General features: G+C 65.9%; 18 protein-coding genes and 3 pseudogenes. 10 read left to right on the top strand and 11 right to left on the bottom strand.

Annotation, left to right across the window (positions count from 1 at the left end):
- Nucleotides 1–118: 118 nt before the first annotated feature.
- Entirely contained in the window at nt 119–976 is an 858-nt protein-coding gene (locus G6N24_RS03455) for an alpha/beta fold hydrolase (protein WP_085156963.1), read from the top strand.
- A 76-nt stretch (nt 977–1052) separates the two neighbouring features.
- Here the strand turns inward: G6N24_RS03455 and gnd are convergent, their stop codons facing one another.
- Together gnd and G6N24_RS03445 are read right to left on the bottom strand one after the other, a co-directional pair.
- The gene (gnd, locus tag G6N24_RS03450; RefSeq protein ID WP_085156960.1) at nt 1053–2075 is read right to left on the bottom strand and encodes a phosphogluconate dehydrogenase (NAD(+)-dependent, decarboxylating); all 1023 of its coding nucleotides are present in this window, start codon (nt 2073–2075) and stop codon (nt 1053–1055) included.
- Nucleotides 2076–2088: 13 nt separating this feature from the next.
- Nucleotides 2089–2265: pseudogene (locus G6N24_RS03445) on the bottom strand (glucose-6-phosphate dehydrogenase); the annotation flags it as partial.
- Nucleotides 2266–2344: 79 nt separating this feature from the next.
- On the opposite strand from G6N24_RS03445, the gene G6N24_RS03440 reads away from it, so the two are divergent.
- Nucleotides 2345–3178 carry an adenylate/guanylate cyclase domain-containing protein gene (locus tag G6N24_RS03440; protein WP_085156987.1) on the top strand — a complete coding sequence of 278 codons (834 nt, stop codon included), beginning with the start codon at nt 2345–2347 and terminating at the stop codon, nt 3176–3178.
- On the opposite strand, the gene G6N24_RS03435 is transcribed toward G6N24_RS03440, so the two are convergent.
- Nucleotides 3130–3339, bottom strand: coding sequence for a hypothetical protein (locus G6N24_RS03435; RefSeq protein ID WP_085156957.1), 210 nt, complete (start codon nt 3337–3339; stop codon nt 3130–3132). The genes G6N24_RS03440 and G6N24_RS03435 overlap by 49 nt on opposite strands.
- A gap of 32 nt (nt 3340–3371) precedes the next feature.
- Here G6N24_RS03435 and G6N24_RS03430 point away from each other — a divergent pair, with 32 nt between their 5' ends.
- Nucleotides 3372–4067, top strand: coding sequence for a guanylate cyclase (locus G6N24_RS03430; RefSeq protein ID WP_085156954.1), 696 nt, complete (start codon nt 3372–3374; stop codon nt 4065–4067).
- Here G6N24_RS03430 and G6N24_RS03425 read toward each other — a convergent pair.
- Nucleotides 4064–4387: a putative quinol monooxygenase gene (locus tag G6N24_RS03425; protein ID WP_085156951.1), complete on the bottom strand. Its 324-nt coding sequence runs from the start codon at nt 4385–4387 to the stop codon at nt 4064–4066. The genes G6N24_RS03430 and G6N24_RS03425 overlap by 4 nt on opposite strands.
- Nucleotides 4388–4565: 178 nt before the next feature.
- Nucleotides 4566–5127: pseudogene (locus tag G6N24_RS03420) on the bottom strand (hypothetical protein); the annotation flags it as partial.
- A 380-nt stretch (nt 5128–5507) separates the two neighbouring features.
- Here G6N24_RS03420 and G6N24_RS25665 point away from each other — a divergent pair.
- Nucleotides 5508–5693: pseudogene (locus G6N24_RS25665) on the top strand (nucleoside hydrolase); the annotation flags it as partial.
- Nucleotides 5694–5761: 68 nt separating this feature from the next.
- Here the strand turns inward: G6N24_RS25665 and G6N24_RS03410 are convergent.
- The 5 genes from G6N24_RS03410 to ychF form a co-directional block, all read right to left on the bottom strand.
- Nucleotides 5762–6133 (bottom strand): type II toxin-antitoxin system VapC family toxin, encoded by a 372-nt coding sequence (locus tag G6N24_RS03410; RefSeq protein ID WP_085156941.1) that lies wholly within the window; start codon nt 6131–6133, stop codon nt 5762–5764.
- A complete protein-coding gene (locus G6N24_RS03405; protein ID WP_085156938.1) occupies nt 6130–6327 on the bottom strand; it encodes a type II toxin-antitoxin system VapB family antitoxin in 198 nt (65 codons plus the stop codon). Before G6N24_RS03405 ends, G6N24_RS03410 begins: the two co-directional genes overlap by 4 nt.
- Before the next feature lie 151 nt (nt 6328–6478).
- Nucleotides 6479–6898, bottom strand: coding sequence for a type II toxin-antitoxin system VapC family toxin (locus tag G6N24_RS03400; RefSeq protein WP_085156935.1), 420 nt, complete (start codon nt 6896–6898; stop codon nt 6479–6481).
- The gene (locus G6N24_RS03395; RefSeq protein WP_085156984.1) at nt 6895–7122 is read right to left on the bottom strand and encodes a type II toxin-antitoxin system prevent-host-death family antitoxin; all 228 of its coding nucleotides are present in this window, start codon (nt 7120–7122) and stop codon (nt 6895–6897) included. The genes G6N24_RS03400 and G6N24_RS03395 overlap by 4 nt, the downstream gene beginning before the upstream one ends.
- Before the next feature lie 61 nt (nt 7123–7183).
- Nucleotides 7184–8257 (bottom strand): redox-regulated ATPase YchF, encoded by a 1074-nt coding sequence (ychF, locus tag G6N24_RS03390; RefSeq protein ID WP_085156932.1) that lies wholly within the window; start codon nt 8255–8257, stop codon nt 7184–7186.
- A gap of 259 nt (nt 8258–8516) precedes the next feature.
- Here ychF and G6N24_RS03385 point away from each other — a divergent pair, with 259 nt between their 5' ends.
- The 3 genes from G6N24_RS03385 to G6N24_RS03375 all read left to right on the top strand — a co-directional run bounded on the left by G6N24_RS03385 (nt 8517) and on the right by G6N24_RS03375 (nt 10520).
- Nucleotides 8517–8765 (top strand): hypothetical protein, encoded by a 249-nt coding sequence (locus tag G6N24_RS03385; RefSeq protein ID WP_232070683.1) that lies wholly within the window; start codon nt 8517–8519, stop codon nt 8763–8765.
- 3 nt (nt 8766–8768) lie between these two features.
- A complete protein-coding gene (locus G6N24_RS03380; RefSeq protein ID WP_085156926.1) occupies nt 8769–9116 on the top strand; it encodes a DNA-binding protein in 348 nt (115 codons plus the stop codon).
- Nucleotides 9117–9287: 171 nt separating this feature from the next.
- Nucleotides 9288–10520 carry a DUF6542 domain-containing protein gene (locus G6N24_RS03375; protein ID WP_179963462.1) on the top strand — a complete coding sequence of 411 codons (1233 nt, stop codon included), beginning with the start codon at nt 9288–9290 and terminating at the stop codon, nt 10518–10520.
- 2 nt (nt 10521–10522) lie between these two features.
- On the opposite strand, the gene G6N24_RS03370 is transcribed toward G6N24_RS03375, so the two are convergent.
- A complete protein-coding gene (locus G6N24_RS03370) occupies nt 10523–11524 on the bottom strand; it encodes a 4-hydroxy-3-methylbut-2-enyl diphosphate reductase (RefSeq protein WP_085156923.1) in 1002 nt (333 codons plus the stop codon).
- Nucleotides 11525–11612: 88 nt separating this feature from the next.
- Here G6N24_RS03370 and G6N24_RS03365 point away from each other — a divergent pair, with 88 nt between their 5' ends.
- Genes G6N24_RS03365 through G6N24_RS03355 form a run of 3 tightly spaced genes read left to right on the top strand, consistent with a single transcriptional unit; the run spans nt 11613 to nt 13703 of the window.
- Nucleotides 11613–12224, top strand: a complete 612-nt coding sequence (locus G6N24_RS03365) for a lipid droplet-associated protein (RefSeq protein WP_085156920.1) — start codon at nt 11613–11615, stop codon at nt 12222–12224.
- Nucleotides 12221–13468, top strand: coding sequence for an exodeoxyribonuclease VII large subunit (gene xseA / locus G6N24_RS03360; protein WP_085156917.1), 1248 nt, complete (start codon nt 12221–12223; stop codon nt 13466–13468). Before G6N24_RS03365 ends, xseA begins: the two co-directional genes overlap by 4 nt.
- Nucleotides 13458–13703, top strand: a complete 246-nt coding sequence (locus tag G6N24_RS03355; protein WP_085156914.1) for an exodeoxyribonuclease VII small subunit — start codon at nt 13458–13460, stop codon at nt 13701–13703. The genes xseA and G6N24_RS03355 overlap by 11 nt, the downstream gene beginning before the upstream one ends.
- Nucleotides 13704–13768 lie beyond the last annotated feature (65 nt).

Below are 13768 nucleotides of genomic sequence, written 5' to 3'. Positions count from 1 at the left end.
CCAGGCCGACATTGAGCGGTTGAGCGAACACGTGGTCGCCGGTTTCGCGTGTCCCTCACGGGCTCATGCCGCCCCCGGAGCGAACGGTGCTTAAATCAGCTAGGTAACGTCGGTAGCCATGAGCACCGTGAGCAGCAGCCTCCAGACGGTCACGTTTTCCGGCGCCGACGGCATCACCCTGGTAGCCGACGAATGGAACCGCGACGCCGATACCGGTCCAACCATCCTGATGTTGCACGGTGGCGGCCAAAACCGGTTCTCCTGGAAGGCCACCGGCCAGATCCTGGCCGACGACGGGTTTCACGTCGTGGCGCTGGACTCGCGGGGTCACGGTGACAGCGATCGTTCGCCGGACGCCGACTACGACGTCGAGACATTGACCGCCGACGTCATGCACGTCCTCGACGCCATCGGCCGGCCGGTGGTGATCATCGGGGCCAGCATGGGCGGGTTGACCGGCATCCTCGTCGCACACCGGGCCGGCCCCGACAAAGTGACCCAGCTCGTGCTCGTCGACGTGGTGCCTCGTTTCGAAAAGGACGGCAGCGCCCGGATCCGCGATTTCATGTTCGCAAACATCGACGGGTTCGAGTCGCTGGAGCAGGCCGCCGCGGCCGTGGCCGCCTATCTCCCCCATCGGACCAAGCCGCGCAGCCCCGAGGGGCTGAAGAAGAACTTGCGCCTGCGCGACGGACGCTGGTATTGGCACTGGGATCCGGCCTTCATGACCAAGCCCGGGGACGATCCCGAGCTGCGCACCGAAAGTTTCGAGCACGCGGCCAGGAGCCTGACGATCCCGGTCTTGCTGATCCGCGGCAAGCTGTCCGATGTCGTCAGCCACGAGGGCGTGCAGCATTTCCTGGCCACCGTGCCGCACGCGAAGTTCGTCGAACTGTCCAACGCCGGGCATACCGCGGCCGGCGACGACAACGACGCTTTCAGCGACGCCGTGGTGGCGTTCGTCGCGCGCAGGTAGCCGCCGACTGTGAATCTCACTACGCGACACGCCGGTGAGGCGTCGTGGAATTCACTCTCGGCGGGTCGCGGAGGGGCTAGTTGGCCGGTTTCTCGGCGTGGCCGCCGAACTGCTTGCGCATCGCCGACAGCGCCTTGTTGGCGAAGTCATCGAGGTCGCGCGAGGCGAAGCGGGACTGCAGCGCCGTCGTCAACACCGGTGCGGGAACTCCCTCGTCGATCGCGGCGATGGAGGTCCACCGGCCCTCCCCGGAGTCGGAGACCCGCCCGGAAAACTCCCTCAGCTCGGGCGATTCGTGCAGCGCGATCGCGGTCAGATCCAGCAGCCAGGAGCCGATGACGCTGCCGCGGCGCCACACCTCGGCGATCTCCGGGATGTCGAAGTCGTACAGATAGCACTCGGGGTTCGAGAGCGGCGCGGTTTCGGCGTCCCCCTCCTGCACGCGGGTGCCCACGTCGGCATTGCGCAGGATGTTCAGTCCCTCGGCGAGCGAGGCCATCATCCCGTATTCGATGCCGTTGTGCACCATCTTGACGAAGTGCCCCGCGCCGGACGGACCGCAATACAGGTAGCCCTGCTCCGATTGCGCAACCCCACCCTCTCGGCCCGGCGTGCGCGGCGCCGCGTCCACCCCGGGTGCGACGGTGGCAAAGATCGGCTCGGCGTGCGCGAACGCGCCCGCGTCCCCGCCGATCATCAGGCAGTAGCCGCGCCCCAGTCCCCACACGCCACCGCTGGTGCCGCAGTCGAGCAGGCGAATCCCTTTCTCGGACAACAGCTTTGCGTGCCGAAGGTCGTCGCGGTAGTAGGAGTTGCCGCCGTCGATCACGATGTCGCCGGGCTGGAGCGTGGTCGCCAGTTCCTCGATCACCGAGGTGGTGATGCTTCCCGCGGGCACCATCACCCAGACGACTCGCGGGGCGGCGAGCTTGTCGCACAGCTCGGACACCGAGGACACCCCGGTGGTTCGTTCCTCGCCCGCCATCGCTTTGACCGCATCCGGGTTGTGGTCGTACACCACGCATTCGTGTCCGCCCTTGACCACTCGGCGAACGATGTTCGCACCCATCCGGCCCAGGCCAATCATCCCTAGCTGCATCGCTCGCGTCTCCTTACTGTGCTGACTGTTTCGTTCGAGGCGGCCACGGCTGTCGCCAACCGCGGGCGCGCGCAGCAGCGACTGCGCGGCCTCCGGTCCCCAGGGAACCGCGGTCGTACTGGTGGATTTCACCGGGGTTGTCGAGCAACGGCTGCACGATCCGCCACGTCTCCTCGATGGCACCTTCCCGCGGCGGCGCAACTCAACCCTAGACATTGCCTGATTGCCCGACAAGCTCAAGCCACCGCGAAACTGAAAGGATGGGCGGCATGCCTGACGCGGGTGATGCGCTGCACATCGCGGTCCACGCCCTGGCCGGAATCGCCGCGATCGAAGCCGGCGCGCTCGTCATGCTGTGGCGGCTGCTCACCCGCAGCCGCCGGGAGGTCGACGAATTGCGGCGGCGCGCCGACGCCCGCAATTGGCTAATATCCGGCGGGCGTGAGGCCGTCAAGACGGTGTGGCAAACGGCGAACCTAATGCGCAAGGAGGGATTTGGCGCGGCGGTGCGCAGCTCGATCGAGGACCTCGCCGATTGGGCCGAGGTGGAGCGACCCGACCTGGCCCGCGTCACGCCGGACGGCCGGGTCGTCATCCTATTTTCCGACATCGAGGAGTCGACCGCCCTCAACGAGCGGATCGGTGATCGCGCGTGGGTCAAGCTGATTGGCGCGCACGACAAACTGGTTCATCAACTTGTCCAGCGACGGAACGGGCATGTGGTGAAGAGTCAGGGAGACGGATTCATGGTCGCGTTCGCCCGTGCCGAGCAGGCGGTGCGATGTGGCATCGACCTGCAGCACGCGCTGCACAGGAACGCAAAGCGCAAGCGGCACGAGGCAATTCGGGTACGGATCGGCATCCACATGGGCCGCTCGGTGCGTCGCGGCGCCGATCTCTTCGGCCGCAACGTCGCGATGGCGGCGCGCGTTGCCGGGCAGGCCGCCGGCGGCCAAATCCTGGTCAGCGAACCGGTGCGAGACGCCATCAGCGACTGTGACGACATTCGTTTCGACGACGGCCGCGAAGTCGAGTTGAAGGGCTTCGCGGGCAGCTATCGCTTGTTCGCGGTCGAGCCCACACCCGACCCCGACCTGGATTGATAGCCCTGCCCGTCGGATTCGGCCAATCGTTGGTGCAGCCGGGCCCGGATCTCGTCGGCCGTATACGCGCGCCGCTTTCGTTGATCGCGCACCACCAGCGCACCGCCGGCGACGACGCCCGCGACACCGGCCAGGCCGATCCACTTCCACATGTTGCGCATGACGACAGGCTATCTCTGCCTAAAGTGCTGGGGTGGACTCGAGCACGCTGACCCTGGACCAAGCGCTGAACGAAACCCGGACCGGCGACCTCTGGCTGTTTCGGGGCGGCTCACGACCCGACCGCGCCATCCAGACCCTGACAAACGCCCCGGTGAACCACGTCGGCATGACGGTGGCCATCGACGATTTGCCACCGTTGATCTGGCATGCGGAGCTGGGCGACAAGCTGCTCGACATCTGGACCGCCACCTTCCACCGCGGCGTGCAGCTCAACGATCTCCGCCAAGCCGTCGAGCAGTGGACCGGGCGCTACCACCAGCGGTGCTGGTTGCGTCAGCTGACGCCGTACGCCAGCCGCGAACAGGAAGACAAGCTGCTGCGGGTCATTGCGCGGATGGACGGCACCGCGTTCCCGACCACCGCTCGGCTGACCGGCCGGTGGCTGCGCGGCCGGCTCCCGACCATCAACGACTGGATAAGAGGAATTCCATTGGTGGACAAGAAGGTTCGCGAACAGACGCAACGGCGCAAGGCGCAGCGACGCACGATGGGACTTCAGACGGCGTACTGCGCGGAGACGGTGGCCATCACCTACGAGGAAATGGGACTGCTCGTCACCCACAAGGACGCGAATTGGTTCGACCCGGGCAAGTTCTGGAGCGGCGACACGCTTCCGCTGGCGCCGGGTTACCAGCTGGGCGCTGAAATCGAAGTTGTCGTCGGTTAGTCGACCGACATCTCGCCCATCGCCGACCAACCCGTCGCGTCGACGGTCTGGCTGACGATCTTGGGCGTCGACACCAGTGCCTGCGGCAGCTCGGCCATGGCGCGCTTGAAGTGCTCGCTGTTGACGTGGACGCTGCCCGCCTCACCGTCGCGGAAGGCTTCGACCAGGACGTACTCCGCCGGGTTGTCCAGGCTGCGCGACCACTCGAACCACAGGTTGCCCGGCTCGGCGCGAGTGGCCGCGGTGAACGGCGCGACCAGATCCGGCCAGCGCTCGGTCCACTCGGGCTTGGTCTCGAACTTGACGACGATAAAGATCATTGCCCGTTGAGCTTATCCCACCCGGTCGCGTGCGGATAATGGTCCCGCACGCCGTTGTGGCCTATCCCACAAATTGTGGGCGATAGCGGACGTGGCTGCAAATTAGGATATTCGGACCGATAACTGTGATCCATATCGCAGAATGCGTGTTATATGGGTCATGTCATTGGTGCGCGGATTTGTTACGTATTCGCGATTTCGGGGTCACCAACAGGCGCTGGATCGGGCGCCGGCGCCGGTGGTTCGGGCTCGACGGCGTCGACCAGAACCGCGGCCGCATCGGGTGGCGGCAATTCGGCGTCAATCTGCTCGGGATCCATCGGCAGATACATATGATGCGTGAACTGAGCCTGGTAGGCGCCCCCGCCACCGATGCGCACCCCGCCGCGCTCACCACTGGAAACGGGCGTCCCATCGGGCAAGGTCACCGCCGTGTGCCGGCCGTTCCAACCGATGACCAAGGCATCGGGTGCGGTCCCGTATTGAAAGCCGCGCGCCACCAGAGCGGCCTCCTCATTCCCGGTGTTGAACCTATCGCCGAAAACGGGCCGGTCGGTCGCCGCATTCGATACCCACGAAGCCAGCCCTGAACAGTCGGTCCCGGCGGGAGAATCGCCACCCGGAATATACGGAGTCCCGGACACCTGATTAACGAGCGCCAATAGCGTTGCAAGAGCAATCATGGGCGCGAACGCTACCAACAATATCCATAGGAAATCAAAGTTTGTGACAGGTGTCACGTTTTAATTAGCAAATGGCCTGAGCCGCATATACGGCGCGAATATCACATCAGCACATACGTATTGCAAAGAATTGATTCTATCGTTAATGGCAAACACGAACTAAATCGCCGGGCAGGGAGTGATCAGCTGCCTGAGCTGCGCAAATAACCTCCCGTCGAGCCCGAGTTCGATTGGGTTCGCAAATCGACATTTGCTCATCCACCGCGTGCCCCGGGAACCCTGCGGCGCCCGCTGCTAAGGGCGTGGCTCGCGTGGGTGACGTCGCGCACGGTTCAGCCGGTTCTCGAGTACTCGGTGACCGCTGCAACCGGGTCTGCGCGCCGTGCGCGACGGTGACCGCCAGGAGCGCCTTGATACGCAACTTCTCTTCGGAGACGATGTCGGCTGGCGATTTCGGAGGGCCGGTTCCCATTACCCAAATCTTGGTCGGCACCGATATGGGTGTGGACGACGCGGCTGCCCTCGCCTGGCTACTGGTCGCCGCTGAGCCATCCATCGAGGTTGTAGGTGTCAGCACCGTCTTCGGCAACTCATCCGTCGAGAACGCCGCGTCAAACGCCTTCGCTCTCCTGTGCAAAGTGCACATGGACACCACACGAGTCCGTGCTGCAGCGACAACCCCCGAACCACATCACTGGTCGGCGTCGAATTCGACCCCTAGCTGCCGACTGACCGCAACGAGCCGCTTGTCGCGAGTCCACAGTTTGGCTCCTGACACCACCGCGACCGAACCAAGGAGGTGTGCGTCGACGGAGCTCAGCCCATGACCCCAAAGGCGCTTTCCGTCAACGAGTTTCAATACTTCATCATGAGTCAGAGCGGGAAAGGCGCTGAGTTGGCCGAGGAGTTCGAGGACTTCGATCCGTCGCTTGATCGACCCCAGGGCCAACTCCTCGATGACGAACCGATGGCAGCCGACCTCGGCTCGCCCAAGTAAGTCCACCAACGCGGGTTCCGCTGTATGAAGGTGGTCAATCCATATCGATGTGTCGACCAGGATCATGCGCTGCGACCGCGCCGGCGCGGTGCCGCCGTCGCAGCCGGATCCGAACCTCCGAGCGCGGCGAGCCTGCGCGCGCTCTCGACCCGGATCAACGTCTCGAGACCTGCGCGCACCAGCGCGGACCTCTCCCGAATCCCGGTCAGTTCGGCGGCTCGGTCGACTAGCGCGTCGTCAAGTGTGATTGTTGTTCTCACCGTGACCTCGAATCAGACCCAGCACCAATTGATGCTGTTACTGATGCTACGCCAACGTGGTCTCGGATCCTTCCCGCGAACTGCTGGCATGAGCCCCGCTATACGTCGAAGCGGAACTCCACCGAGCTCCGACGCCGAACAACCTCTCCGCTCAGTACGTCCAGGGGTTGACCAGGGCCACGCCGATGGGTTCGAAATCGGCGACGTTCCGAGTTGCAACGATCAATCCAAGCTCGAGCGCGGTCGCCGCGATGTAGGCATCACGCTCCGGCTTCGGGTCAGGCACGTGCAGCCGCGCCGCGCGACGGGCCACGCCGACGTCCACCGACAGGATGCGATCGGCAAATCCAACGAGCACGCCGCCCTCAAACCACCGGCGCAGCACCGCCCCCTGCTCGGGGTTGCGGCGCTCCAGGCGGAGGATGCCGAGTTCGATCTCCATCACGGTGATGACACTGATGAACAGCTCGTACGCGGGTCGCGCGACGGCCCATGCGAGCACGCGCGAGTCGATCACCCCTGGCCGTTTTCGGAGCTCGCTGACGACGTTGGTGTCGAGCAGATGGTTCACAGATCCGCTGCCCGCGGCAGCGAGCGAAGCGGCACGGGCTCGAATTCGATGTCCTCGTCGAGTTGCAGCCAGTCCACGATCGTCCGCTTATCCGTGATGCGTTCGAATTCCTCGACCGTGAGCAGCACGAACGCGGGCTTGCCACGGTCGGTGATGATGACCGGACCGTCGGCCGCCGCACGCTTCGCGGCGCTGACGTCGCGGTTGAACTCTTGAGCAGACATCGTGGCCACGGCTAGCTCCCTCATAGTAGGTATATGCCTACCTTACGCCGTGTCTCATCTGCTACACATTGAAACGGAACTCGACCACATCGCCGTCGGCCATCACGTAGTCCTTGCCCTCCATCCGGACCTTGCCGGCGGCCTTGGCCGCCGCCATGGACCCGGCGGCGATGAGGTCGTCATAGGACACGACCTCGGCCTTGATGAACCCCTTTTCGAAGTCGGAGTGGATCACCCCGGCCGCCTTCGGCGCGGTGTCGCCCTGGTGGATCACCCACGCCCGCGCCTCTTTCGGACCCGCCGTCAGGAAGGTCTGCAGCTTCAACGTGTGAAAACCGGCCCGCGCCAACGCATCCAGACCCCGCTCGGTCTGCCCGATCGACTCCAGCAGCTCGGCGGCCGACTCGTCGTCGAGCTCGGACAGCTCGGACTCGATGGCGGCGTCCAGGAACACCGCGTCCGCGGGGGCGACAAGCTGGCGCAGCTCGGCGACCCGCGCGGCGTCGGTCAGCACCCCCTCGTCGGCATTGAAGACGTACAGGAACGGCTTGGTGGTCAGCAGGTTCAGCTCCCGCAACAGCGAGCGATCCACACCCGCGGCGAACAGCGTCGTCCCGCTATCGAGCAGCTCTTGCGCTGTCAGCGCCGCGTCGTAGGCCGGTTTGCGCTCCTTGTTGGTGCGGGCTTCCTTGGCCAGCCTCGGCAAGGCGCGCTCGAGGGTCTGCAGGTCGGCCAGGATCAGCTCGGTCTCGACGGTTTCGATGTCGGATTTGGGATCCACCTGTCCGGTGACATGCGTCACATCGTCATCGGAGAACACGCGCACCACCTGACAGATGGCGTCGCATTCGCGGATATGGGCCAGGAACTTGTTGCCCAGCCCGGCGCCCTCGGATGCGCCCTTGACCAGGCCGGCGATGTCGACAAACGTCACCGGCGCCGCGACGATGCGCTCCGATCCGAATAGCTCGGCCAGCCTGTCCAGACGCGGATCGGGCAGCGAAACGACGCCCTCGTTCGGTTCGATCGTCGCGAACGGATAGTTCGCCGCCACCACGTTGTTCCGCGTCAGCGCGTTGAACAGGGTCGACTTGCCGACGTTGGGCAGACCGACGATTCCCAGGCTCAGGCTCACAGGGAGCCAAGTCTAGGGCGCAACGACGACGCGGGCGGGCCAGGCTGCTCGCCTTCCGAAGCCGAGACGTCGACGCCGAACCGCGCAGTACGCGTCTCATGCCGGAAACTGTCCGCGCCCACTGCGACCAGCCGCTGAGCGATCGAAGGGGCCGAAGTCGCCGGGGTGAGATCGACTTCGGCCGAGCCGTCGTCGAGCACCAGGGGGTGCATGTCCGTCGGATATATAATACATATCCGTTGACATAGCGGGGTATGTATTGCATATTCGATACAATGGCGCGGATCAAGCTCACAGCGAAAGCCCGGAAACGGATCAACAAACGCAACCTGCTCGCCGCGCTCCGCACTGCCGGGATGCCCAGCTGATCGACGAAAACCGCGCCTACTTTATCGGCACCGACGAACGCGGCATGCGCTACGAAATCATCCTCGTGGCCGATGACCGCGAAGCCGACCTCTGGATTGCCATTCACGCCAGGCCCACCCCCTACCAAAAGAACTGGTGAATCATGAGCAAGCACCACCACATTGACCCCGCCACAATCCACTTCGGCGACGACACCGTGGTTGAAGACGTCAACCTGGCCGAGGAAGAGGTCATTGTCGACGGCGAACGGCTCACCGACGTGCGTGCTGACGACATCGCGGCCGACGTGTTGGCCAAGGCACGGGCGCGAAACCTCATCCCCGGGGGCAAGTCCTTGTCCGGCGGTCGCAAGCACTCACCAGTCGTTCAGGTCCGGGTCTCTGAGACCACCCGGGCACGGCTTGAGGAGATCGCCAAGGCGCGCAAGATGAGCATCTCCAAACTGTCACGTCAGGTGCTCGACGAATTCGTCCGGCGCGAGGTGAGCTGAAACGGCGAAAGGCCCCGGCCCCGGCGGTCTCGGAGCTGCCGGGAAATGCAGGTCAACGCGACCTGCCCAGAGCTCGATTGCGCGCCTCCACCTCACGGCGCTACGCGGCGCGCATCGTTGCCGGGCCAGCTATATCCGCGCCTTTCGGCTTATTGCCGGTACGGTCGACATGTGTCAGCGCAGCGGGCGAGGTCAGTGGTGGAGCCAAGCCACCGCTCGATCCTCCCCAGTATCCCGGGTGTGCCGTGGTGGGCGGCGGTCCTCATCGCCACCGGCGCCACTGCCGTCGGGTACGCCCTCGACGCCAGTCACAAGGAACTGACGCACGTCTTCGCCGCTCTCTATCTATCCGGCTGCGTGGCAGCGGTGCTGGCGGTGCGGCAGGCGGGAGTGTTCACCGCGGTCATCCAGCCGCCGCTGATCCTCTTCTGCGCGGTGCCCGGCGCCTATTGGCTCTTCCATGGGGGCAAGATCGGCCGTCTCAAAGACCTCCTGATCAACTGCGGCTATCCGCTCATCGAACGTTTCCCGCTGATGCTGGGAACCGCTGGCGGCGTGCTCCTGATCGGGTTGGTCAGGTGGTATTTCGGGATGTCGCACCGGGCGAGTCCGACCACCAAGGACGGCACCGCCCGCGCGGAGCGAACGTCGCTCAGTAGCGGCCTGAGTGGCCTGCGCGCCAAGCTGGCCTCGATCCTCGGTCGCGATTCCGACGACCAGGCCGACGAAGCCCCACCCACCGACTCACCACTGGCCCACAAGGTCGCCCGTCCCGCCAAGACCAGGCGGGCGGCCCACAGCTCACGATCCGCCAACCGGACCACCCGAACCCGTTCCCGGTATGCGCGGCCGCCATTGGAGGCCACACCGGAGCCGCCCGAACGTCCACGGCGCCAAACCCGCCGAGGCGCAACGCCCCCGCGCGACTTCGACGCCGCCGACCCGCCGCGCCGCTCGCGCCGCCGGTCACGCCCAGAGGGTGATCCGGATCTGCGCACGCCGCCACCGCGGGAGGTGCGCCGTGATCCACATCCACGTCGTAGTCCCTACGAGCGGCCGGCACCGCGCAGCAGCCGCTTCGATTCCCACGACAGACTCTTCGAGCCCCCAGGTCCCGCCGAGCCCTTCAATCGTTACGAGCGCTACGGCGCGACGTACGAGCCGTACGCGCCGCCCTACGAGCCCTACGAGCCGCCGCGCCGTCGCGCCGCGCCGCCCGGGTCGGGCGGCGCCAACCCGACACACCATCCGATCTCACGGGTCCGCTACCGCGGACAACCCCCCCGAGACGAGCCTCGAGCCGAGTTTCGAGACGAACCGCGGGTGGACCGCCGGGGCCAATCGCGGGCGCCACGCCGGTCCCAGGGCCGGCCCCCGGCTGAATCCTGGGAATACGACGTCTGACCTCAGCGTGCCGGCCGGATTTCGCGGGGCAGTGCGAACACCAGTGTCTCGTTGGCCGTCGTCACTGGCTGCACCACGTCGTAGCCACACTCGGCCAGCCGATCCAGCACCCCGCGCACGAGCACCTCGGGCACCGACGCCCCGGACGTGACGCCAACCGTGGTGACACCCGCCAGCCACGCCGGATCGATATCGTCGGCCCAGTCGACCAGGTGGGCGGCCCCGGCCCCGGCGCCCAACGCCACCTCGACCAGCCGCACCGAGTTCGACGAATTGCGCGATCCGACCACGATCACCAGCTCGCACTCGGGTGCCATTGCCTTGACCGCGACCTGCCGATTCTGGGTCGCGTAACAGATGTCGTCGCTGGGCGGGTCCTGCAGCTTCGGGAAGCGCTCGCGCAGCCGCTCGACGATCTCCATGGTCTCGTCGACCGACAGCGTGGTCTGCGACAGCCAGACCACTTTGCTCTCGTCACGGATCGTGACGTGCTCGACGGCGTCCACCCCGTCGACCAGCTGCACATGGTCGGGGGCTTCCCCGGCGGTGCCGATCACTTCCTCGTGGCCCTCGTGACCGATCAGCAGGATGTCGAAGTCGTCACGGGCGAAACGCCTGGCCTCGTTGTGCACCTTGGTGACCAGCGGGCACGTGGCGTCGATGGTCCGCAGGTTGCGTTCGGCTGCGGCCGTATACACCGTCGGCGCCACCCCGTGCGCGGAAAACACCACGATGGCTCCCTCGGGAACCTGGTCGGTGTCTTCGACGAAAACCGCGCCGGCCTTGGCCAGGGTGTCAACCACATGCCGGTTGTGCACGATCTCGTGACGCACGTAGACGGGGGGGCCGTGCTTCTCCAGGGTGCGTTCGACCGTCTCGACGGCCCGATCCACACCCGCGCAGTAGCCACGCGGCTCCGCCAGCAGCACCCGCTTACGGTTGTCGGCGACCGATCGCCCCGATTTCGAGGCACCGGGAATCCCCATATCGACGGTCGGTGGCATGACATTCAGGGTACTTTCTGCCGACACGCTACGGCTAGCTCACGCCGGCGGCTTGGAGTTGGCCGCCGCGTGAGGCAGTCTGGGACGCATGGCTACTGCACCGTATGGAGTTCGGCTGCTGGTCGGCGCGGCGACAGTCGCCGTCGAGGAGACGATGAAGCTGCCACGAACCATCCTGATGTACCCGATGACGCTGGCCAGTCAGGCCGCGCACCTCGTGATGCGATTTCAGCAGAACCTGGCCGAGCTGGTGATCAAGGGCGACGCCACCCTGGAGGCCCTGTTTCCGCCGAAGAACGAGCAACCGGAGTGGGCAACGTTCGACGAGGACCTGCCCGACGACGGGCCTTCGATTCCGCTGCCCGGGGTCGACGCGATCGACACCGATCGCCGGGCCGAGGGTCGGTTCGCGCTGTACTCGGTGTCCGATACGGCCGACGCCGGGGCCGATGACGCCCCGACCAAGCCCGTGCCCGTCAGGCAACCCAAGAGATCGGCGCCCAAGACGACGGTTCCCGCGCCGCCGGTGGCAGCCGAACTCGACTATCCGGCGCTGACGCTGGCCCAGCTGCGGGCCAGGCTGAACACCCTGGATGTCAGCGAGCTCGAGGCGCTGCTGGCCTATGAGCAGGCCACCAAGGCCCGCGCCCCGTTCCAGACGCTGCTCGCCAACAGGATCACCCGCGCGACCGCAAGGTGACTCAAGCGGCGGAACCAAATTCGGCCGAGAACCCGTTTCCGGTGCGCGCGGTGGCTATCCGGGTCGCGGGCTGGATCGACAGGCTGGGCACCGTCTGGGTAGAAGGGCAGTTGGCCCAGATCACGATGCGGCCCAACTCCAACACGGTGTTCATGGTGCTGCGCGACCCGGCGGCCGACATGTCGCTGACCGTGACCTGTTCGCGCGACCTAATGCTGGGCGCGCCGGTGACATTGGTCGAAGGCACCCAGGTGGTCGTCTGCGGCAAGCCCTCGTTCTACACCGGGCGTGGCACATTCTCCTTGCGGCTCAGCGAGATTCGCGCCGTCGGTGTCGGCGAGCTGCTGGCGCGCATCGACCGGCTGCGCCGCCTGCTGGACGCCGAGGGGCTCTTCGACGCACGGCTCAAGCGGCCAATCCCGTTCCTGCCCAACATGATCGGTCTGATCACCAGCCGCGCGAGTGCTGCCGAACGTGACGTGACGACCGTGGCCACCGCGCGCTGGCCCGCGGCGCGTTTCGCCGTCCGCAATGCCGTCGTGCAGGGGCCCAACGCCGTCGTGCAGATCGTCGAGGCGCTGCGCGAACTCGATCGCGACGAGGAGGTCGACGTGATCGTGCTGGCCCGCGGCGGCGGCAGCGTCGAAGACCTGCTGCCGTTTTCCGACGAGACGCTGTGTCGCGCAATCGCTGCCTGCCGTACGCCGGTGGTCAGCGCGGTCGGCCATGAACCCGACAACCCCCTGTGTGATCTGGTCGCCGATCTGCGCGCCGCCACCCCCACCGACGCGGCCAAGAAGGTGGTGCCGGATGCCGCCGCCGAGCAATTGCTGATCGACGACTTGCGCCGGCGCAGCGCACAAGCATTGCGCAACTGGGTTTCCCGCGAACAACGCGCGCTGGCGCAGTTGCGCAGCCGCCCGGCGCTGTCCGACCCGCTGAAGATGCTGACGGCGCGCGCCGAAGAGGTGCACCGCGCCCGCTCGGCGCTGCGTCGCGACATCACCCGGTTGGTCACCACGGAGACCGAGCGCGTCGGTCACCTGACCGCACGGCTGGCCACGTTGGGCCCGGCGGCCACCCTCGCCCGTGGCTATGCCATCGTGCAAGCGGCTTCGACCGCCGGGCAACCAATGCAGGTGCTGCGGTCCGTCGACGAAGCGCCCGCGGGCACCACCCTGCGCGTGCGAGTTTCCGACGGTGCCATAGCGGCGGTAAGCGAAGGACGCACCGATGGTGGCTGACGACAACAACGACAAAGCAGGATCTGTTACGCCTATTAGTGAGCTCGGCTATGAAGCCTGCCGAGATGAGCTGATCGAAGTCGTGCGGGTTCTGGAGCAGGGCGGGCTGGACCTCGATGCGTCGCTGCGGCTGTGGGAACGAGGGGAACAGCTCGCCAAAAGGTGCGAGGAGCACTTAGCTGGTGCTCGTCAGCGCGTGACCGACGCGCTGTCCGCCGGCGAGGCCGGTGATTGATGACATGGGCCGTTTTCGGGCGACGACTCTTATTCCAAACTGGAACACGTTTCAGTTATGCTTCG

Origin of the sequence: Mycobacterium lacus (assembly GCF_010731535.1) — a bacterium.
Classification (GTDB): Bacteria; Actinomycetota; Actinomycetes; order Mycobacteriales; family Mycobacteriaceae; genus Mycobacterium; species Mycobacterium lacus.
Note: the sequence above shows the minus strand (reverse complement) of the source record. Positions and strands in the feature narration are given on the sequence as shown.